Origin of the sequence: Streptomyces sp. FXJ1.172, assembly GCF_001636945.3 — a bacterium.
In the GTDB taxonomy this organism is placed as follows: domain Bacteria; phylum Actinomycetota; class Actinomycetes; order Streptomycetales; family Streptomycetaceae; genus Streptomyces.
This window is the reverse complement of sequence record NZ_CP119134.1, coordinates 402,878-423,727: the sequence shown is the minus strand read 5'-3', so window position 1 is coordinate 423,727 and position 20,850 is coordinate 402,878. Positions and strand designations below refer to the sequence as shown.

Here is a 20,850-nt window from a genome sequence, read left to right as displayed (position 1 = left end):
GCGTGGACCTGAGCGGCTACGAACCGGTGGTGTCCTGCACCGTCTGAATGAGAGAGGCACCCTCGTGGCGGGAGACGAGAATGCCGCGCCCGGGAGGCAGACGTTGGGCACGCTGGTCCGCGAGCACTGTTCCCTCGCGTGGATCACCGGACAGGATCAGGCCGCCGGAGCCCAGTTCGCGCATTCGGCTGACCAGCGGATCGGACGTCAGCGCGCGGCCGATTCCACCGCTTCGCCGGGCGAGCACCACATGGAAGCCGATGTCGGCCGCCTGGACGAGATAGTTGTTCACGGCCGCCAGCGGACCACGTCCGCTCGTGCCGCTACCGGCCACCAGGTCGTAGTCGTCCACGACCAGGTACAGCTCGGGGCCGCTCCACCAGCTGCGCTCCTTCAGTTCGCGCGGGGTGATGTCCGCGGGAGGCATCCGTTCCTTGAGTTTGTCCACGACCTGCTCGACGTAAGCGGCAGCGACATCGGCGTCCCCGGCCTGCGCACCGATGTAGTCCTCGGGCACCGCGCCGAAGAGTCCCCGCCGGTAGTCGACGACGATGAAGCGGACGTCCCAGGCTGACCGGCGTTCGGCCATGCCGCGCATCCATGAGCGCAGGAACGTGGTCTTGCCCGCCCCGGAATCGCCGAACACCAGGAAGTGGGGCCCGTGGGATTCCAGGTCGAGCGTCGCGGGGCCCAGATCGAACTCCCGGATGCCGATCGGTACGGCGCCGATGGGCAGCCCGGCCGTTCCGCCGGGAAGGCCTGTTGCACAGGCCCGGTCCAGTTCTTCCGGGGTGATGTGTTCCGCGAGTACGCGCAGTGGCGCGGCGCTGGTCCCGTGCCAGCAGGTGGCCAGCTCGTTGACCACCATGGCCTGCGCCTTGGTGAGGTTGTCGGTCGATGCCACACCGTCCAGCCGCGGCAGCGCGCCGTGAAAGACGTTGCCGGGCGGCACGAGACCGCGGCCGGGCGGGACGGCGTGCAGTTGCCGGGCCATCGGCCGGGAGATCTCCGATTCGCCGGGCTCGTTGAGCCGCAGCTCCAGACGGCCGGTGATGTTGTCCCGCAGGCCGGCTCGCAACTCGCCCCAGCGGTTGGCCGTGATCACCAGATGGACGCCCACGCCGAGACCACGTACCGCGATGTCGTGCACGATCTCCTCGGCCTCCTCCACACCTGCGCGCAAGGCGGCCCAGTTGTCGATGACCAGAACCACGTCGGCGCCGTTGACGCCGTCGGGCAGAGCGTTCTCGTCCCGTATCCGGCGAAAGTCGGACGCGGAGTCGATCCGGAGCTCCTGGAAGAGCCGCTCCCGCTCGCCCACCAACTGGCTGACCACGGACAATGCGCGCCGGGTACGAGCTTCGTCATGCCTGGTCGTGATGCCGGACACATGCGGGGCGGGCTCCAAGCCCATCAGTGTGCCGCCGCCGAAGTCGATGCCCAGGAACTGCAGCTCGTCAGGGGTGTGCGTGAGCATCGCACTCATCATGAGCGAACGCAGCAAGGTGCTCTTGCCGGACTGCGGAGCGCCGACCACGACCAGATGTCCTTGGGGTCCGGACAGGTCGAGCATCATGGCCCGCTGCTCCTGCCGGGCCGGCAGGTCCACCACTCCGACCGGGAACATCAGGTTGCCACCGCTCGGCCACACCTGGGAGTGGAATCCGCGTTCGGCACTCGAGCGGACCGGCCCCAGAATGGAGTCGAGTTCCACCGCCGGCGGAAGCGGCGGCAGCCACACCTGGTGCACGGGGTTGCCGTGCACCATCAGCTGTGCCACGGCCACCTGCATCTCGGTGCGCTGGCCCGGCCCGGGTCGCGAGAGGGCGACCGCGGGTTCGGTCTCGTCGGTCTCCTCGGCCTTGGCCTCTTCCGCGGTGCGCAGGCCGAACGGTACGGGGTCCGGCACCGGCCCGGACGCACGTTCCGCCTCGCCAGTCTTCTCCTGGTAGGCACCGGAGACGTGAGCCACCCGGAAGCGCTCGTAGATGCTCTCGTCGACTTTGAAATAGGCGGAGCCGGGGATCGACGGCAGCCGGTAGGCATCCGGCGTCCCGATGACCGTGCGGGACTCCTGAGGGCTGAACGTGCGAAGGCAGATCCGGTAGGACAGATGCGAGTCCAGACCGCGCAGGCGACCCTCCTCCAGCCGCTGGGTGGCCAGCAGCAGGTGCATGCCCAGGCTTCGGCCGACCCGTCCGATCTGCACGAAGAGATCGATGAAATCCGATCGCTGGGTCAGCAGTTCACCGAACTCGTCCACGACGATCACCAGATAGGGCATCGGCTCCAGCGGTCGTCCGTTGATGTCCGTGCCGCCCTGCGCGTGCAGAATCTGGTACTCGCGGACAGAGTCCACGTTGCCCGCGTCGCGCAGCATCTGCTGCCGGCGCTGTTGCTCGCCCTGCAGTGCCGCGCGGACCCGGTCCACCAGGGCCAGATCGTCGGCGAGGTTAGTGATGAGACCGGCCACGTGCGGGAGTTCGGTCACGCCTGCGAAAGTGGCGCCGCCCTTGAAGTCCACCAGCACGAAGCTGAGCTGCTCCGGGGCATGAGTCATGGTCAGGCCGGTGACGAGGGTGCGCAGCAGTTCGCTCTTGCCGGAACCGGTCGCGCCGACGACGAGCCCGTGCGGGCCGAAGCCGCCGAGAGCCGACTCCTTGAGGTCGAGCACCAGAGGGGCACCTTCACCGGTGACACCGATCGGCGCGCGCAGCAGCGCCTCGTCGTCGGGTTCCCGCCACAGGAGGGTGGGATCGAACACCCCGAGATCGTCCACCCCGAGCATCGCGGGGAGCGCGACGGCGCGGGAGAGTACCTGTTCGCGCTCGCCCGAAAGCCTCAGCGGGGTCAGCGCCCGCGCCACCTGTCCGCCCATCCGCGGCGGGCACACGTCGGCCACCGCGTCCGTGACGGAATGGATCAGGGCGGAATAGCGGGTCTCCAGGGTGAGGTTGCCGTCGGAGTCCACCCGCGCGCGGGCGTCCACCCGGCTCGGCTCCTCGCTCTCCTTGGTGACCAGGCAGACGACATGGATGCCGGTCCCGGCGCCCGCTTCGGAGAGCAGATCGGCCACGAGCGGCAGACGCGCCCAGTCCGCTTCCGGAAGGTAGCCGTCGAGCACCACCACGAGATGACGGGTTGCCTTGACGTCCCCACGCAGTCCGGTCAGGCTGCCGGACCGTTCCGCACGCTCCGCGCGGACGCGGTCGACATGGGACTGAAGGACGTCCGCGATGCCGTCGAGGCTCGTCGCCACCACGGGAACGATTCCGGCCCTGCCCGGTTGACGGGCGTGGGGAAGCCACTTGACCCAGGACCAGGAGCGGTCTTCAGCCGTGAGCAGAGCCGCGACCTGGACGTCGTCGGGGGCGTGCAGCACGGCCAGTTGCGTCAGCAGCGCCCCGGCCAGGTCACCGGTGCGCTCTTGGGGTCCGAGCAGGCTGAGCACACCGGTGTTCGCCAGGTCGATCCAGGCCGGCTGGAGGTTGACGGTCGCGTAATCACCGGTCAGTTTCGCGGCGAGGCGGTAGGCCGCCGGGTCGTACTCCGCCGTGGGGTCACCTCGTTTGCCGAGGCTGATGCGCAGCGCCGGCTCCCCGCGGCCGAGGCCGAGCCGGAGCCTCAGGAAGTCCGCGTCGGACGGCCTGCGCTCCCAGATCCGGCGCGGTGCCGTGGTCGCGATGGCCCACAACCGCTGCGGGCTGGGGTACAGGAAGGCGTTGACCGCGCGCTGGGCCGCCGCGGACTCCCGGGCCTGACGCCGGATGTCGGTGAGGTACTCGACATACCGGCTGTGCTGGCGGCGCCGCGCACGCACGTTCGCGTTCCTGGACTGCGTCCGAACCAGGACCGTGACGCCGACCGAGACGCAGACGAATCCGACACCGAGAGCGATCATCCACGGTTTTCCGTAGGTGACCATGTAGGCCGCCATGCTGACGCTGCTCAGCAGCGGAAGGAGCATGTACAGCCAGTTCGAGGCCTGGTTCTCTTTCACCTTCTGCGGCGGGGCGGCCAGCGCGACGTTCTGTTCGGGCACCGAGGGCGGAAACGTCCTCGCGGGTCGGTGGAATGCTGTTCTAGTCATTTACTGGGGAAAGTTCTCGTAGACGGCTGAATTCATGTCATCGACGTCTTCGGGTGAAGAGCTGGGCGTCCCGCCCCCGGATCCTCCACTGTTCATCGCATTATTCAAATCATTGAAGAACTTCCACAGTCCAAGTTCCGTGTGACTGAATCCGATGGCTGTCCCCTTGAGCCCTCCGGCCATGACGGGGAGCACGCCGTTCGTCTTGGTGTCGCTGTCCCCGAACATGTGCGTCATCACCTTCTTCCACTGATCCGAGAATTCCTGAGCTTCCTGGGCGCTCTTGCCCACCCACGACAATTCCAGGTTGGAAGTGACGTTGTTGATCCGTACGACCGCGTCGGCCACCTTTTTTCCCAGCGAGTCGATTCGCTGGGAGCTGTCGCCGAGAGCGTGCGGATCAATCTTTAGCTTGCTCATGTCATAGCTGACATCAGGCATGCCGGCTCCTCCTGTCGTCCGACGGGGTCATCGCGGCCCGCCGGGAGAATTCCTGACCGCTGTACGGCGCTGCGACGCGGTGCCCGCGACTGCGCCCCGGCCCCGGTCGACAGCCCACTTCCTCGGCCGCCGCGGCAGCTCGCCACCGGGCAGGGCGGGCACCACGGCCGTCCGTCACCCGGCTCACGACGCGCTCCCCACGATCGGCGATCCGGGCACGTCGCCGGCTGCCCCGCTGTTCCCCGGACGGACACGCGCGGTCGCCGCCGGCTGGGACCCGTTCCCCGATCCCGGCGCCGGCTTGTGCCCGTTGCCCAGGTTCGCCGCCCTGTCGTACCCGTCCGCCCCGTTCGGGGTGTGCCCCCCTTGCCCCTTCCCTCCCGATCCGTTCGGGGTGACATTGGCATGATTCTGGATCTCGGTATCAAGGTAGTTCCGGTAGGCGACTTCCATCCGGCGGACCATCTCAGCGAGCAGATCGTGCAGTTCGTTCGAGGAACGGGTGAACCACTGCTGGGTCTGCGCGAACGTTGTCGCTGACGGGCTTTCCCACGATGATTCGGCGGCGCTGAAAGCCCTTCCGATCTCACCGAGCAGGCCGGCTATGTTGTCCCTTTCTGCACCCACGGTTCCGATCGCAGCCTCGAGTTCATGCAGGGCGACCTCGAACTCCGCGGCCGACAGATACTTCTTCATGGGTCATACTTCTTTCACGTGTCGTCCGCCGGCGACCGGCCGCCGAGTTTCATCGGTTGTTCTTCCGGAATCTCGCCGGGGCCTCGCACCGACTGGCCCCGATATGGCAAACTTCTGCAGACCGATCTCCGTCGGCCGAAACGTCGGCACCGCGTCGCGGACGCCGACCGCAGGTAAAGGGAGAAGAATATGTCCGACCCGCAGTCCTCGCAGTACGACCCGAATCCGATCGACCCGAACGCCAAGGGCGGCGACAATACCCCCGACCCCGACTCGGGGAAGAACCTTTACTATCTCGTACCGGACGTCCACGTGCGCTGGAGCACTCCGCCGTCCTTCAACGAGGCACCTCCCGGCCAGTCGTCCGGGGCCTCGCCGACCGATGTCGCGGACAGCGGACCGATCAACTTCGATGCCGGCGGCGTTCGGGCGGTCGAGACCACGATGCTGGGACGGGTGAGCTCCGCGGTCGACGACTACGAGGCGCTGCGCACCAAGTCGCTCAACGCCGCACAGCAGGAGGCGTTCTTCGGCGTCGGCCACAAGTTCCAGGACCCCGGCGAACACCAGCACCACGACGGCGGCTTCAACGGTGGTGTTCCCACGGAGAACAGCGGCAACCAGGAGAACAATCAAATCGCCGACATGGCCAAGACCTTCGCCGACCAGATCAACCCGACGATGGAAAAGGCCCTGTGGCAGATCGGCAACGCCCTCGAGACGGTCGGCCAGTACATCACCATGATCAACACTGCGGGCCAGACCTACGCCCAGGTCGACCGTGCCGCACGCTTCCCGGAACCTCCGGCCTAGCCCCTCCTTCGAGCGGCACGCCGACTCCACGCCCCACCACCTGCCATGCCTCCGTGGGTGAGCCATCAGGCCACCACCGGAGGCAGGTCCTGCGGCATGACGAGCGTGAGGTCCTCGGGGCTCGGATCGTCCAGGTCCGCCACCCGCTGGGCATGCTGCTCGGTCATCTGCTGAAACACCTGCCGGGCGGTGCGGCCGTTACCGAAACGCTCCGTCCGCTCCAGCGAGTCGAAGTAGGCCAGCAGGGCGTCGGCGGTGTCGTCGTGCAGCCGGTACTCGTGCTGGACCGCCTGATGGCTCACGATCCGCACCAGGTCGGCCGAGGCGTAGTCGTCGAACGTGAGGGTCCGGGTGAAGCGCGACGCCAGCCCCGGGTTGGAGTCGATGAAACGCTCCATGTCGTCCGGGTAGCCCGCCGCGATCACCACCACGTCGTCACGATGGTCCTCCATCAACTTGACGAGGGTGGAGACGGCCTCCTGCCCGAAGTCATTGCTCTGTCCCGCCGGCACCAGTGCGTATGCCTCGTCGATGAACAGCACGCCGCCCAGGGCCTGACGGAAGATCGCGGTCGTCTTCGGTGCGGTGTGGCCCACGTACTCGCCCACCAGTGCGCTGCGGTCGGCCTCGACGAGGTGCCCTCTGGCCAGCAGCCCCAGCGCCGCGAGGAGCCGACCGTACAACCGGGCGACCGTCGTCTTGCCGGTGCCCGGGTTTCCCGCGAAGATCAGATGCCGGCTCAGCGGTGGCGGCTGCAGACCGGCCTCCTGACGCCGTTTGACCAACTGCATCACCTTGGCCAGCGAGGCGACTTCCTGCTTGACGCGCTCCAGGCCCACCAGACGCGCCAACTCGGCAAGCAGATCAGGCAGTTGCTCCTCGCCGACCGACTCCTGCTTTCGCTCCTTGCCTTCCGGCACCCCGGCCGCGCCGCGGGTCCCCACCGCGGGCAGGGCCACCGCCTCGTCGGCCACGGGCATGGTGGCGACCTTGACGTTGCTGCTGCGGCACCCCTCGAACCGGACCGCCGCGTCATCGGCCTGCGACAGATCCTCATCGGTGTCGTGCACCAGGCAGCGGCGCAGTACCGGCGCGGCTTTGGCGCCCACGTAGAGCGCCGGGTACCCGGCGGCGGAGATCGAGCAGTCCTCCAGCAGCCCGGCCGCACCGTCGTTCAGGTACACGCCGTTCTTCACGGTGCCCGCGATCGTCACCGACCGCACTCGTGGCCTGGCCCCGGTCCAGATCACCAGGCCGCTTCCCTTGGCACCGGTGATACGCAGGTCCTCGATCCAGGCCTCGCTGCCCTCGTCGAGGAAGACCCCGGCCGATCCCGCGGCGTCGACGAGACCGCCCAGCACCACGGCTCCCGTGGCGGGCGCGACCTCGATGCCGGTCTTGACGGACCCGGAAACCTCGCACTCCTCCAGCAACGGCCGGTGCCTGGTCTCCAGTCTGATGCCGGTACCGGCCCCGCTGATCACGCAGCGGCGCAGCACCGCATCGGCGTCGGTGATGTCGACACCCGTCATCCGCGGGCGCTCCACGCGGGTGTCCTCCGCCAGTACCTCCGCTCCGGACTCCGCCTTGACGGCGTGCTGGGCGCTGTCCCGCACGGTGCAGTCACGCAACTCCGCGCGGGCCCCGCCGCCAAGGTGCACGGCCGTGTACGACGTGGTCGAGATCTCGCACCCGGTGAGGCGGACCGTGCAGTTCCCCGTCGCGTGCACTCCGTTGGCGCCGGTACGGGCTATGGTGCCGCCACGCACCTGCACGTCGGCGTTGTCCACCACCGCCAGGCCGGTCCCGGACACGTCGACCACCCGGGGATGGTCCAACTCCACCCTGCTGGAACCGACGGCGATGACCCCGGCGCTCCCCGACTCCCGGACATGGCAGTCCCGCAACGCGGCCTCGGCCGCACCGGCGACGAGCACGCCCTCCAGCGCGGTCCGGAATATCTCACACTTCTCCAACCGGACCCGGTACTCCTCGCGGCCGGCCGCCGATGCCGCCTCGTCGTCACCGGCCTGTGCGGCGGTAGCCGCGCCGCCCGGTGCGTCGCTGACCCGTACTCCCTGGCCCTTGGTGTCGTGCAACCGGCAATCGCGCAGCAGTGCACGCGCCGGGGTGTGGACCAGGAGAGCGGTGTCGCCGGTGTGGGCGATCAAGCAGTCGTCAAACGTGCTCAGGGTGGAACCCACCATCACCACGCCGCAACCGGTGACGCGCTCGACCGTGGTACGGCGAACCTCCGCCCTGGCGGCGTCGTTCAGGGTCAGACCGTGGCCCGCCACCGACTGGATCGTGCATTCCTCGATGACCACACCAGCCGTGCCGGTGACATGGATGCCACTGCCGGAGGCGCCCTCGACGGTGCAGGAGCGCAATTCGGCGCCGGCGGTCTGGGCGATCTCGACACGCCCGCCGAATACCCGGCAGTGTTCGACCACCGGCTTGCCGCCGCGAACGAGCATCGCGGCGTCGCGGTCCACGACGCCCTCGATGTCCAGATCCCGCAGCACGGGGGCGCCCTGACTCACGCTCACCGCGGGACCGTGCGCGGCCACGATGCGGACCGTCCCCGGGCCGTTCTCCGCGACGACAGTGACGTCGCGGTCGAGCACCAGGGACTCGCGGTAGACACCCGGCTGAACGGAGATCACGGTACCGGCCGCGGCCGCCCGGACCGCGGCCGTGACGGTACGGTAGGTGCCCCAGCCTCGGTCCGCGACCCGTATCACGCCCCGTTTCACCAGTGCCGCGCTCCCGTCCTCCGGTACCGTCGCCCTCTGGGCGCACACTTCAGCGCCTGCCCGTCACATCGACTGGCCCATGTGCAGCATCGCGGCGTAGACGCCGAAGACGCCTACCGCAAGCAGCACACAGACCAGGGCGAGGAACGCGGCCAGGGGATCGAGCCAGGAGGGGCGTTCCTCATCGTCGGCATCCGGGCGGAAGGCGAGGTTCAGCCCGATGCCCAGTGCCGCCACGGTGGCGAGGAGCAGCACGACCGGGCCGACCCAGCCGGGGGCACCGAAGTACGCCGGACCGTGCAACAGCACGGTCACCAGACCGGCCGTTCCCGCACACACCACCGGGACGACCGCCGGTACCACCGTCAGCTGCCCCGCGCGCAGTACCAGCGCCAGCCCCATGCAGACAGCCAGCGAGAGTGCGAAGACCTGATCCGCCGTACCCAGGACCACCAGGCACGCGCCGAGCAGCACCGAGCACAGCATGTTGATCCCGATGAGCAGCCGTCGGCTGCGGCCCACCAACCAGACGACCTCGGCTTCGTCGGTGGAGGTCTGCGCGCCCTGCATGCCCGCCATGACCGCGACGTGCCCGGCGGCCTTGGGAGCGATACTCATGACACCCCACAGGACGACGGCGGCCACCGCGGCGGACTCCAGCAGACTGGCGTGGCCGGCCACCAGCCCCACGGTGACCGGGACGGCCAGGGCGGTGATCGACAGCGCCGTCAGTGTCGTCGCATGGCGAACGGCCAGGACGGCGGCCACTCCCCCGAGCATCGCGCCTATGCTCAGCGCCATCGGCAGGGCGCCGCTGTCCCTTCGCGCCCCCTGCAGCGAGACTGCGGCCAGGGCGAGCAGCGGTATCGCGGAGTGTGCCAAGAGCAGCCGCACACCAAGCGGAAGGGACCAGCCCTGACGGGTGGCGTGCCATCCGAGCAGAGCCAGACCGAAGGCGACCACGATCGCGGCGACGCCGACGGCGGGCTGGGCCGGGTGCGTACCGATCAGGGTCGCGAAACCGACCGTCAGGCTCAGCACGCAAAGCACCAGGCAGGTGTAGGCGCGCAGCGACCGGCCCCATCGAGCGCCGCCATTGCCGGCCTGCTCGACCGTCTCCTCCAGATCGGTGACCACGGGTTCGTCGAACTCTCCCGCCGCGCAGTCCCGCAGGTAGAGAGTGGCACCGTCCACGACGCCGGAGTCCCCGAGGGAAGCCTCCGGGGAGAACGGCCGGGCACCGGGCAGGGCGAGCGACCAGACCGGCGGGAAGGTGTCGTCGACCTCCACCTGTCCGACCAACTGGAGCAGAGTCGGGGTGTATTCGGCGATGGCCGCGTTCGCAGGCACCGCGAGATCCACCCGCCGCCGTGTTCCCACAATGGTCACGTGGCAGCGTTCGTTGTCCACTGGGCGTTCCTTCGGGTTTTCCTTGTCATGTGACGGGCTGGGGGCCGTGCCGAACGGCTCGGCCATGGGGTACACCCACGTCGCGCCGGATCAGTGCGAAGCCCGCCACGTCTTCAGATTCGCGTCCTCCGCGGCGACGTAGTTGCCGTAGTTCACGTCCATCGCCGTGGCGATCGTGCCGAGGATTCCCGAGTCCGCCTCGTCACCGAAGAGGTTGACAGCAGCAACGTCCCACTCGTGCATACGGTCCTGATAGGCGGTCGACGCCTGGGCGTTCCACGTGTCGATCAGGGGCTGGAGGTTCGACCGCAGCCGGTGCAGCTCACCGATGATCAGTTCCGCCCACCCGTTGATGTTCCTGCCCGCCGCCTCCAGTCCCTCGCCGACGTAGACCGTTGTACCTTCAAAATCAGGCACTCTTGCTCCTCTGCAGATAGGTGTGGAGATTTATGCCTGCCGACGGCGGACGTCAGTGCAAGCCACCCAGCCTGGCCGGCGGGATGTTGATGGAACTGACTGCCGCCACGGCAGCCGCTTCGGCGTCGACGTAGTTGTGGCTGGTTCCGTCAAGACCGCCCGCTATCGCGGTAAGAGCCTGCTCCAGCATTGCCGCGTTGGCGTCGTACTCGTGCATGAGGATCTGGAACTGCTGGGAGGCGATTCCCCGCCAATCGTCTTCCATGCTCTGCACATAGGACTTCAAGCCGTTGAGCTGCTCACGGACCGTCTCCTCGACACTGCGGCACTCGGCGGCCGCAGTGTCGAGGTCGTGGGCCGTGACGTTGTAGAGAACACCGTCCCTGGTGATCGCCATGATGTCCGCCTTCCTGGGGTCTCGCGACGCCGAGCTCCGGGCTCACCGGTCTGTGGCCGAAGAGCCGGGGTCGCAGGCCCACACGGGTTCGACCAACCTAGTGAATACGTGTTAACTCTGAGTCGAGTCACTTCCAAGGGGTTCGCCGCATCACATGTGGAACCACTCATGGAGTGTGCACCACTGTACCTTGCTTGACTCAGCAACTGGGCCTCGATACAAAGCTTGCACCATAGGTTCACCGTCCCGGTGACCCGACCTTTGGTCGACAGGGTCGACTGGGCCCATTGTCGACCCCACGGGCATTCCGGATCGCGCAACACCGCAGCCCCGTCGCCGACCATGTGTCAACAACCTGCCATCATGACGTGCACAAGGAGGAGCCAGACGTGGTCGAACCCGACCAGAAGCGACCCGGCGGCCCCGGCATTCCCGGCTTTGCGAAGAGTTTCGCAGCAACCTCCCGGCAGCCGGGACATGAGTCGTCACGAGCCATTCCGAAGCTGCTCCTGGTATCTGCGGCCGTTGCCGTCGCCATCGCCGTCACCCTGGGAGCGGGACTGCTCCTCTCCACATCAGGCAAGAAACATAACGGCGCGTCAGGTAAGAATCATGACAACCAGCTGGCCGCCGACGCGGCGAGCTCCAACACGAAACACGTGTCCCCGAATCCAGGGGGGCAGAGCACCGCGCCAAACCACCCGGGCGACAAGAGCCCGGCCGCCCCGGGTGGCATCACTCAGCAGCCCGGCAGTGGGGGGACGGCCAAACCCGCGCCCGGCGGCGGGGGGACACCCAAATCCGCGCCCAGGACGGAAAACCCGCACACCACGACTGCATCGCTGCCCACCCATCCGATCGTCGGCATCGGCTCGAACCGGTGCATCGACATCCCGAACGGCAACGTGTCCTCCGGTGCGCAGCTTCAGATCTGGGACTGCAGCGGTGCCGGCTGGCAGAAGTGGTCCTTCCCCTCGGACGGCACCATTCGGTCCGAGGGCGCGTGCATGCAGCTGGCCGGCGGATCGACCGACGACGGCACCGCGATCGTGATGGCGCAGTGCGACGGCACCGCGGCACAGAGGTTCACGCTGAACTCGTCCAACGACTTGGTCAGCCTCGACGCCAACAAGTGCGTGGACGTCACGGACAAGGCCACGGACGATGGCTCGCTCCTGCAGTTGTGGGACTGCGCGGGAACCAAGAACCAGAAGTGGGCCATGGGCCAATGACGTCGCCGGCTCATTGCCGACATCGGGTGACTTGTCGGATGTGCAGTGGGCTGTGGTCTCGTGATTCCACCAACTCTTCACATGGGAAGGCGCTTCTTCAGTTGATGCGGGGGCCGCGGGCCGCAGCCCCCCAGCGAATCGGGTGGGCTACCTCGGGCTGATCGTTACCCTGCAGGTGGCTCCGACCCTGCCGTGGGTGCTCACGGCGACGGTCTGGCCGTGGTCGTCCCAACTGGCCTTGCCGCCTTGGACATCGACGCGGTAGCCACCTGGGTACGTGTCCCCGGGCACGGTGATCTGAGTGGGCCCCTCCGCGTTGTCGCGGGTGCGGAAGGTGAGCGTGTAGGTGCGTGTGGCCGGGTCGTACGCGAACTTGAGCGGGTCGCCCGCGACGGCCCGCGCGTACGGCTGGACGAGCAGCTGGGCGTTGGGCTTCGCGGCGCCCGTCTGGTCGAGGAAGCAGTAGCCGCCGCCCCGGCACCACTGCCACCATGTCCAGCCACTGGAGAAGCGGTCCAGGGAGGCCGTCATGTCGGTGACGAACTGGCTCGCGTGCGGAAGGTAGGGGTTGCCGCCCCACTCCCCCACGATCACCGGCATGCGGTTACGGGTCGGGTAGTCGCTGATCGCGGCCTCGTAGGCGGGGATGAAGGTGCCACCCGGGTCGTAGTCGGCGCCGGTTTCCATCGCGGTCTCGTAGAAGTGCGGCGCGTAGCCGGCGTGCGGGTCGTCGATGTGGCCCATCCGGGTTGGGACCCCGATACCGACGATGACGGTCGGTTCGACGAATACCCACGATTTGTGGTCGACCAGGCGGATCGCCTTGGCAAGGCGGTTCCACAGCTCGGTGAGTTCGGTGGCCTCGAAGCGGGCCGCGGCGGCGGGGAGGTCCTCGCCTTCGAGGAACTTCGCGAACGGCTCATTCATCAGGTCGTAGCCGAGCAGTGCCGGGTGCCTGCCCAGGGCGGAGGCGACCGTCATCCACATGCGAGCGTGCGCGGCGCGGAGGTCGGCGTCCTTGTACAGGTGGTCGAAGGCGGTCTGTACGGATGGCTCGAAGTACTCGGAGAACCAGTCGTCGGGTATCCGCGAGAACGGCAACCCCTCGTCGCGGGTGGCCCAGTCGGGGACGCCGCGGGAGCCGAAGTGGGGGCCGTACACGTCCTGGTGGGCGTCGAGGATGACCTTGATGTGGTAGCGGTTGGCCCAGTCGAGGATGCGGCGCATCTTGGCGAGGTAGCCGCGGTCGTAGTGCCCGGGGGTGGGTTCGAGGTCGTCCCAGAAGAACGCGAGGCGCGCGAGGTTGAAGCCCCGGGCGGCCATGCCTTCGAGGTCGCTCTCGTGGATGTCGGCGAACGCGTTGGTGCCTCGGCTGCTCTTGTCGGCGAGGTTGAAGCCGCGCCACTGGAGCGCGCGGCCTTGGCCGTCGGAGATGAAGGTGCGGTCACCGACCGTGACCCGGTCGGGGGTGCGGTCGGCGTGGGCCTGGGCCTGCGCGGGCAGGACGCCGAGCAGGAGGGCGGCCACGGCGAGGGCGGCAGGGGCGACGCGGGAGGTCAAGCGCATGCAGGAGACCCTTTCGAAGGGGGCTGCTTGGGCGGCGTGCTACTGGCCGGGCCGGATGCTACTGGCGGGTGGGCCAACTTCACAGGGGCTCGCGGGAGTTGGCGGGGCTTCCTTCTTCAAGGGCTTCCCCGGCGGCATCGCCGGGGTTTCCCCATGGTCTTCGCCTGGGTCTTCCTCGAGGTCTTCGCCTGGGTCTTCCTCGAGGTCTTCGCCTGGGTCTTCCTCGAGGTCTTCGCCGGGGGTTTCCTCGGGCTCTTCGCGGCGCCCGGCCCGCGCCGACCACCTCAAACCCAGCTGTCTGCACGGCTTCCTCACACGGCTCGCCGAACTGGTTCGGCAAACCCCTCCTCGAACGCCTCGCGCTCCTGACCGGACACCCGCCAGAACTCCTGCAACGAGTCCTGACCCATACGCGTTCGGCTCACCGACGCCGCAAGTCGGGCCCGGCCTCCGCACCTCCCAAGAAGATCGACAAGAGGCCTGGAACCGCTCCGGGACCCGCAGCGGCGCCGGGGTGAGCCCCGCCCGCACCATCCGGCTCCGCCCCTCCGGGCCGGCCGGCCCTCGAGAACCCGAGTCGACGGTGCCGCTCTTCACCAGCTTGTCGGGCTTGTCGGCGCTGTAAAGGTTGGCCCAGACGATCAACAGGGCTCACTCTCCTGGATCGAGAACCCGGAAGCGGTCCGCACGGCGTTCGAGGACCTGGTCCTCCTGCTGGACAGCGGCACGGGACAGCGTCGCTGTCCCGTGCAAGCCGGTCCGTTACCCGCCGGCCTTCGGATGCACCCGCTCCCGCGACGGCAGGCAGCCGGGCTGCCGGTGACGGTGGCCTTTCTGAGACCCGCGCATGGTATCGCTGGTACCATCGATACCATGTCTGATTCCAAGGCGATGAGTCTGCGCTTTCCCGACCCTGCGCAGCGGGCGGCCATCGCGGCAGCCGCCAAGCAGGCGGGGGTCAGTATGCAGGAGTACATCCTCTCGGCGGCCTACGACCGCGCGACCGCCGTCGAGCGGCGGTTCCTGGAGGGCTTCAAGTCCTCCATGGCCCGTAGTGGCGCGGCTTTCGCGGCCGAACCCAGCAGCACCGATCCCAGCACCGAGCAGCGGGCGGCCGAGCAGGAAGCCCAGCGGGAGCTTGAGCATCAGGATCGAGGCCACGCCGCGTGACCCAGCCGGAACCGCTCCACCCCCTCGACGTCGCCTTCCTGCTGCACGCCGCCGAGCTGCTCGACGGTGATCCGCAGGTCGACGACTACGGACCGCTCTACGCGGCGGCCGCCCGGGTCAACGCCCGGGCGCTGGAGCGCGACATCTACGGATCCCTGTACCTCAAGGCCGCCGCGCTGCTGCAGACACTGGCGAAACTGCCGTGCCTGGAACACTCCAACGAAGCCTTCGCCTGGCACGCGACCGAGGCCTACCTGATCCTCAACTCGCGCGAACTCGACTACCCGTCCAAGGCCGCCGTCGCGCTCGTACGCGACGCGGCCTCCGGAGCGCTCGGCGTCGCCCGGATCGCCCGCCAGCTGCGCGACTGGACCCCCGCCTGAACCGAGTCTCCAGGCGACGGGCGGGGCTGTCACCCGCGTACCCGGTACCGCTGAAGTCCAGGGTGTGACTCTGGTCGGCTCTGCTCGAGCCGTACCTGCCCGTCCCGGCGTCGGGCGCATGCCCGACGACGTCCTCTGCGACGACCCGCCCACACCACGCCCGAGTCAGGACCTGGCCGGACGGCCCCTCGGCTCGCTGCCGAGCCCGCAGGCCTGGGCACTGGCCTTCTACACCCGGGCGCACAGGCGCACGCCTCCTCAGCACGTCGAGCCCCGCGACGCCCCGGCCTCGTCACAACTGCGCGGAACCGCCGAGGACATGCAGCGACCACCGCGATGCACATGGCGACGGCACCGCGCAGCCCCATCGGGCAGGGAGTCCCACCCTCGCACCTGCCCGGAACCGGGATGATCGCAGGGCCGACTGCTCGTTACCCCAAGCACGTCCCCGACCTTCCGCCCACACCCCGCCGACCAGCAGGAACACCACCGCCCAGAGAAACGCCTTCCCGGGTTTTGCGACGGGCCCCGCGCACAGACCACCCTGGAACGCTGTCACCAGGCCCATGACCTGCTCGACCAGGGCGTGGGCCTGCGCGAGTGCGCCCGCCGGCTCCAACTCGCTTTGAACCCCTTCAAACGCTCCCGTCTTGTATCGAGCCTCGACCGCATGCCCGTCCACTGTCCGTGTCGTGGGCCTGGCGCAGGTGAGTGAACCCTTCACACGCCGTGCGACGTTTCGAAGTTGGAGACCTACGTCTCCTGAGAAGACAGTGATGAAAGGCAGCAATGTTGCGTAACACCAAGAAGCGTCTTGCGGCACTGGCGGTGGGGCTGACGGCCGTCGGCACGACCGTCATCGGCGCTGCGTCCGCGGCGCAGGCGAGCGACGGCGGTTGTGACGCCAAGTACTACCAACTCTGCTTCTACAGCAACAACGGTTACACCGGTGCCTCCTACAAGGTGCCGTGGGGGACCTACGTCGGCTCGACCAATGCGGATGTGGGACTCCGAATGCCAAGCGGCCTGTACGACAACGTCTCGTCGCTGGTCAACAACACCGGCCAGACGGTGTACCTTGCGAAGGGGAGCGGCCAGATCGTCCTTCGCGTAAGCCCGTACCATCACCTGTCGTACCTGGGAAGCGCCGACAACCAGACTGAGTACGTCAGTCTCTATCTCTAGCAGCCCTCGAACCCCTGTCCTGGCCCGCAGAACGCACCCCGGGCCAGGACAGGGGGCGGCACCCGACCAGGTGCGCACTGTCCAGGCCGAGCCGGTCCAGCAGGCCCCGGATTGTCGACGGGCAGCCATGACCGCTGACCCGGATGCCGTCGGCGAGGTGACCGAAAGGACTGGCACAGCCCACGCCATCGCTGTTGTGTCCTCAACCGGGCGGGTCCGGGTCGGGCGGCGAGCACACCTGCGGGGCAGGACGGCCCGGCCAGGTCATCCAGTTGCGGCTCATGGCCGCGCTCCCCGCGCGCAGGTGGCATCGCGGCACCGTATCGGGTGCACCAGCAGCCACGGCGACCGACAGCAGCAGCCACAACTGTGATTGCAGTATCAGGTGGTACGGCGGCGCCGAACTCACTGAGTGCCGTAGGTTGTTCGGGTAACCATTCATACCGGCGGTGGGATGCTCTGGCGGTGCTACCTTACAGCGTGCCCGCTTCCGCAACACATGTGTCACTGCTGTCTGCTCTCAGGCCCAAAAACCAGAATCGTCTCTACGATTTCTACCGGGACCTTCGAAGCGCTGACGACCTCTACTGGGACCGCCACCTGGATGCCTGGGTCGCGACCAGCCATGCCGTGGTCAGCAGCACGGCAAGTGATCCACGTTTCTCCTCGGTTCGTTATCCGGACATCGACGCGGTCTCCGAGGAACTACGGCCACTGGCCCGGGTCCTGAGCCGGCAGATGCTCTACAGCGATGCTCCGGACCATGCCCGGCTGCGTTCCCTGCTCAGCAGGGCCTTCACGCCCCGGACCGTGGTGACGCTGCGCGATCGCATCTCCGATACGGTCGATCAGATCATCACCTGCGCAGCGCCGGCCGGCCGGTTGGACATCGTCGCGGACCTTGCCCGTCCGCTTCCCCTGGCGGTCATCTGCGACCTTTTGGGCGTGCCGGAGGAGGACCGGGCCGCTCTGTCCTCCTGGTCCGACCCGATCGCCGCGGCTATCGGCAGTTCCCGGCTCGACGCCGACGACAGCCGCGCCGCCTCGGAGAGCATGGAACGGATGCTCGCCTATCTCCGGGAACTGCTCACCCGTGAGGACGGCCCGCCCGCGCCCCACACTCTGCGCGCACTGCTGGCCACGGGGACCGAGAACCCCGAGCAGGATTTCGATGAGCTTCTGGCCAACTGCGCCCTGCTCCTGATCGCCGGCCATGAGACCACCACCCACTTCATCGGCAACGCCGTCCTCGCTCTTCTGAGCCACCCGCAGGCCGCCGACCAGCTGCGCAACCGGCCGGAGCTGATCCCCGCCGCCGTCGAGGAACTCCTGCGCTACGACAGCCCAGTGCAGCTGATGCTGCGTCGGGCTCGGCACGACCTGGACCTGGCGGGTCGCTCCATCACCGCCGGGCAGGCGGTCCTCCTTGTGTGTGGCGCCGCCAACCGGGATCCGGCGGCCTTTCCGGACCCTGACGTACTGGACTTCCAGCGGCCCGGTGGTCGGCACGTCGCCTTCGGGTACGGGCCGCACTTCTGCCTCGGCGCAGCGCTGGCCCGGCTGGAGGGTGTCGTCGTGCTGGAGGCGCTGCTGACCCGGCTGCCCGACTGGAGGCTCGATGGCACCTTGCCGCGCTGGCAGCGCAGTCTCAACTTCCGGGGACTGACGAGCTTGGAGGTCGCCTTCACTGCGTCCCCGGCCCATCATGACGGCTCCGCACGGGCCGCGTCGGCTCAGGCCCGAGTGAGCGTGGCTGCATCTCCCGGCAGCAAGGCTTGACGCACTGATCATCGCTGGGCAGGTCCGGCCGTTCCGCCTGCTCTGTGCAGGGCTCACGCGGGGTCGAGGAAACTGGAGGCCACGCGATTGTCAGGTTCTGACAGACCGACGCGCCGTCAGGCCCCTGTACCGCCGCTCATGGGTGCCCCGGATCCCCCGCCAGCACACTGCAGTACTGAACCGCCGAGCGTAGAACTGGCTGCCCACAGCCCACAAACCTGTTCTCGGTACTCAGCCTAGGACGCACTGTCCACCCCCTCGCTGCATTGGGGCATCGGTGCACGTGTGCTGGCCCAGCACACGTGCACCGGCGGGGTACTGGGCCCCAGCTGAGAGCTACACGAATACAACCCCTCTACAACCCCCCTACAACCCCTCGCCGGAGGCGATCGCGGAGGTTTCTCGCCTGCTCGAGCCGGGCGACCGCAGCCGGTGACCGGGCGAGAAGACACGTATTTTGAATCGCCCCTGGGGTCCGGTACCCTCGCTACCGGACCCAAGGGTCCGGATTTTCGGTCCGCTCCCGCATGCAAGGGAACTCCTCAGCCATGCCTCACGCCCGTATCAGCGAAGCCCTTCGGGCTCTGGTCTTCGAGCCCGACCCCGACGAGGAGCTGCATCAGGTCCTCGACCGGTACTACGCCCCCGACTACACCCACCGCAGCGACGGAGAAACCCTGAGCCGCGAACAGTTCGCGGACATGGTCGCGCGCGTCCGGAGCCAGGTCACCAAGGGCTCGGTGACCGTGCTTGACGAACTGCGTGACGGGTTCACCTACGCCGAGCGGCACGTCTTCCACATCACCCTGGAGAACGGCTCCACCCAGAGCCGGGAGATCGCGATCTTCGGCACCTTCGCCGAGGACGGCCGTTTCCGGAACCTGAGCGAGACCGGCTTCGACGTCGACGTGGACGCGACCCGCTGATTCCTGGACGATCGGAGTACGACATGCCCCGCCTGCCCGATCCGGACCCCGCGTCGTTCCCGGCCGAGATCCGCGCATTCCTCGCCTCCCTGCCGCCCGACTCCATGGTCAGGATGCTGTCCCATTCGGCCGGGACGGTGAAGCCCTTCGTGCAGCTCGCCAAAGCGCAGTTCACCGGGCTGGAACTGCCGGCTCGTTCACGTGAACTGGTGATCCTCACCGTCGCCGAGTACACCGGCAGTACGTTCGTCGCCGCCCAGCACAATCCCATGTCGCAGACGGCCGGGGTCGACGAGCGGACCCGGCAGCTCATCCGCGCCAGGCAGATCGACAGCCCCGAACTCTCGCCTTCCGACCGCGCCCTGCTCCGCTTCACGGCCGAGGTGGTGCAGTGCCCTCGTGTCCCTGACGAGCTGTTCGAGACGGCGCGCGCGTTCCTCACCGACCGCGAGCTGGTCGAGGTGCTCCAAGTGGTCGGCTACTACTGGTCGTTCGGCCGGATCTCCACCGTTCTGGACGTCGAGGTGACCAAGGTCTACGGCGACGAATCCGTACTGGACACGCCGTCACATTAGGCAAGTGACCGCGGTACACCGGTCCGCGGGCCCGAGGTGAGTCCCCGCACGCGCACCGTCAGCTCACACCTCTACCGTGTGTTCCCCGAACTGGGCATCACCTCACGCGCCGCCCTGCGCGACGCGCTGGGCGAGGCTCCCGGCGACCAGACCGTGTGACGGTGCCGGGCAGTTCCCGGCGGCTGGTCGTGCTCCATGACGGGTGCGGGCGCAGGCCGCGTTCGTCCACCCGGCCGAGCACGTAGTCGGCGACGTGGCGCCATCCGCCGTCGATGACGAAGGAGTGGGCGCGGTCCGCGAACTGCTTCAGATCGGTCACGGCCGTGGAGTCGCCGTACTGCTTGTACACCGCGCGCGTGACGGCGTCGGGCACGAGCCCGGAGATCAGCAGGAGCGGGCCACGCTACACGTTGCCGACGTGCACCACCGCGCGCGGGCCGCGCGCCGCGCCCGCGCTCCCGATGTCGGCGAGCAGACGGCGGGGGGCGGCACCACATAGCGCTCGAAGCGGCGGCCTCCTCCGTCCCGACGGTGTTCGCGAAGCCCTGCTGAAACGGGGCCGGGGACAGGGTGAGTCGGCCGTCCCGGGGCGAAGGCGAGAAGCCCGCGGCCGGCGAGACACTCGGCCCATACCTTTCGGGAAAGCGCGTGCAGCCAAGCGCCATGGATGAAGATGACGGGCATAGGGTTCACGGTCGGCTGCTCCGAGCATGACGACCACCCAACACCGGCACACGGGTGACAGTTTCACGATCGCTCAGGCGCAGGTCACGGGCGACAGCAGTCGAATGACTTACCGTTGCCCGGCCGCAGCCGCGGAGGGGCCCCACGCCGCTCCCGGGGCCGCACCGCACAGGTTGCTCCAAAGCGGACAGCGGTCCGCCTGACGGGCACCGGTCGTCCCTCTCACCGTTTACGACTGTGATGTTGGACGGTCAAGTTGCTTATGTACGACGATGCCGCGAGGACAAGAGTAGGCCGGGCCAGCACCCGCCGGAGAGAAGGATCAACTCG

General features: G+C 68.2%; 18 protein-coding genes. 9 read left to right on the top strand and 9 right to left on the bottom strand.

Features of this window, described 5'->3' with window-relative positions:
- Positions 1-16: 16 nt before the first annotated feature.
- The 3 genes from eccCa to A6P39_RS43650 form a co-directional block, all read right to left on the bottom strand.
- Complete coding sequence (gene eccCa / locus A6P39_RS43660) at positions 17-4,042, bottom strand: type VII secretion protein EccCa (RefSeq protein ID WP_275884099.1); 4,026 nt, start codon at positions 4,040-4,042, stop codon at positions 17-19.
- 48 nt (positions 4,043-4,090) lie between these two features.
- Positions 4,091-4,531 carry a WXG100 family type VII secretion target gene (locus A6P39_RS43655; protein WP_275884098.1) on the bottom strand — a complete coding sequence of 147 codons (441 nt, stop codon included), beginning with the start codon at positions 4,529-4,531 and terminating at the stop codon, positions 4,091-4,093.
- Between the two features lie 183 nt (positions 4,532-4,714).
- A complete protein-coding gene (locus A6P39_RS43650; protein ID WP_275884097.1) occupies positions 4,715-5,227 on the bottom strand; it encodes a WXG100 family type VII secretion target in 513 nt (170 codons plus the stop codon).
- Between the two features lie 189 nt (positions 5,228-5,416).
- Here A6P39_RS43650 and A6P39_RS43645 point away from each other — a divergent pair, with 189 nt between their 5' ends.
- Positions 5,417-6,040 carry a hypothetical protein gene (locus tag A6P39_RS43645; protein ID WP_275884096.1) on the top strand — a complete coding sequence of 208 codons (624 nt, stop codon included), beginning with the start codon at positions 5,417-5,419 and terminating at the stop codon, positions 6,038-6,040.
- Between the two features lie 65 nt (positions 6,041-6,105).
- Here the strand turns inward: A6P39_RS43645 and A6P39_RS43640 are convergent, their stop codons facing one another.
- From A6P39_RS43640 to A6P39_RS43625, 4 genes are all read right to left on the bottom strand, one after another.
- Entirely contained in the window at positions 6,106-8,784 is a 2,679-nt protein-coding gene (locus A6P39_RS43640) for a right-handed parallel beta-helix repeat-containing protein (protein ID WP_331454219.1), read from the bottom strand.
- Between the two features lie 75 nt (positions 8,785-8,859).
- Positions 8,860-10,146, bottom strand: coding sequence for an EsaB/YukD family protein (locus A6P39_RS43635; RefSeq protein ID WP_275884094.1), 1,287 nt, complete (start codon positions 10,144-10,146; stop codon positions 8,860-8,862).
- Between the two features lie 150 nt (positions 10,147-10,296).
- Complete coding sequence (locus A6P39_RS43630) at positions 10,297-10,623, bottom strand: WXG100 family type VII secretion target (protein ID WP_275884093.1); 327 nt, start codon at positions 10,621-10,623, stop codon at positions 10,297-10,299.
- Positions 10,624-10,675: 52 nt separating this feature from the next.
- Positions 10,676-11,020 (bottom strand): WXG100 family type VII secretion target, encoded by a 345-nt coding sequence (locus A6P39_RS43625; protein WP_275884092.1) that lies wholly within the window; start codon positions 11,018-11,020, stop codon positions 10,676-10,678.
- 389 nt (positions 11,021-11,409) lie between these two features.
- Between A6P39_RS43625 and A6P39_RS43620 the strand changes: the two genes are divergently transcribed.
- Positions 11,410-12,252 (top strand): RICIN domain-containing protein, encoded by an 843-nt coding sequence (locus A6P39_RS43620; RefSeq protein ID WP_275884091.1) that lies wholly within the window; start codon positions 11,410-11,412, stop codon positions 12,250-12,252.
- A 147-nt stretch (positions 12,253-12,399) separates the two neighbouring features.
- On the opposite strand, the gene A6P39_RS43615 is transcribed toward A6P39_RS43620, so the two are convergent.
- Complete coding sequence (locus A6P39_RS43615) at positions 12,400-13,818, bottom strand: cellulase family glycosylhydrolase (protein WP_275884090.1); 1,419 nt, start codon at positions 13,816-13,818, stop codon at positions 12,400-12,402.
- A 153-nt stretch (positions 13,819-13,971) separates the two neighbouring features.
- Here A6P39_RS43615 and A6P39_RS43610 point away from each other — a divergent pair, with 153 nt between their 5' ends.
- The 7 genes from A6P39_RS43610 (at position 13,972) to A6P39_RS43580 (ending at position 19,836) form a co-directional block, all read left to right on the top strand.
- On the top strand, positions 13,972-14,187 hold the full coding sequence (locus tag A6P39_RS43610; RefSeq protein WP_275884089.1) for a hypothetical protein: 216 nt from the start codon (positions 13,972-13,974) through the stop codon (positions 14,185-14,187).
- A gap of 504 nt (positions 14,188-14,691) precedes the next feature.
- Positions 14,692-14,988 carry a type II toxin -antitoxin system TacA 1-like antitoxin gene (locus A6P39_RS43605; protein WP_275884088.1) on the top strand — a complete coding sequence of 99 codons (297 nt, stop codon included), beginning with the start codon at positions 14,692-14,694 and terminating at the stop codon, positions 14,986-14,988.
- Complete coding sequence (locus tag A6P39_RS43600) at positions 14,985-15,371, top strand: fic family toxin-antitoxin system, toxin component (RefSeq protein ID WP_275884087.1); 387 nt, start codon at positions 14,985-14,987, stop codon at positions 15,369-15,371. Before A6P39_RS43605 ends, A6P39_RS43600 begins: the two co-directional genes overlap by 4 nt.
- Positions 15,372-16,160: 789 nt before the next feature.
- The gene (locus tag A6P39_RS43595) at positions 16,161-16,556 is read left to right on the top strand and encodes a peptidase inhibitor family I36 protein (protein ID WP_275884086.1); all 396 of its coding nucleotides are present in this window, start codon (positions 16,161-16,163) and stop codon (positions 16,554-16,556) included.
- A 630-nt stretch (positions 16,557-17,186) separates the two neighbouring features.
- Positions 17,187-18,335 (top strand): cytochrome P450, encoded by a 1,149-nt coding sequence (locus A6P39_RS43590; RefSeq protein ID WP_331454218.1) that lies wholly within the window; start codon positions 17,187-17,189, stop codon positions 18,333-18,335.
- 548 nt (positions 18,336-18,883) lie between these two features.
- A complete protein-coding gene (locus tag A6P39_RS43585) occupies positions 18,884-19,261 on the top strand; it encodes a nuclear transport factor 2 family protein (RefSeq protein ID WP_275884084.1) in 378 nt (125 codons plus the stop codon).
- A 23-nt stretch (positions 19,262-19,284) separates the two neighbouring features.
- Positions 19,285-19,836, top strand: coding sequence for a carboxymuconolactone decarboxylase family protein (locus tag A6P39_RS43580; RefSeq protein WP_275884083.1), 552 nt, complete (start codon positions 19,285-19,287; stop codon positions 19,834-19,836).
- Between the two features lie 97 nt (positions 19,837-19,933).
- Here the strand turns inward: A6P39_RS43580 and A6P39_RS43575 are convergent, their stop codons facing one another.
- Positions 19,934-20,209: a hypothetical protein gene (locus A6P39_RS43575; RefSeq protein ID WP_275884082.1), complete on the bottom strand. Its 276-nt coding sequence runs from the start codon at positions 20,207-20,209 to the stop codon at positions 19,934-19,936.
- Positions 20,210-20,850: the final 641 nt, after the last annotated feature.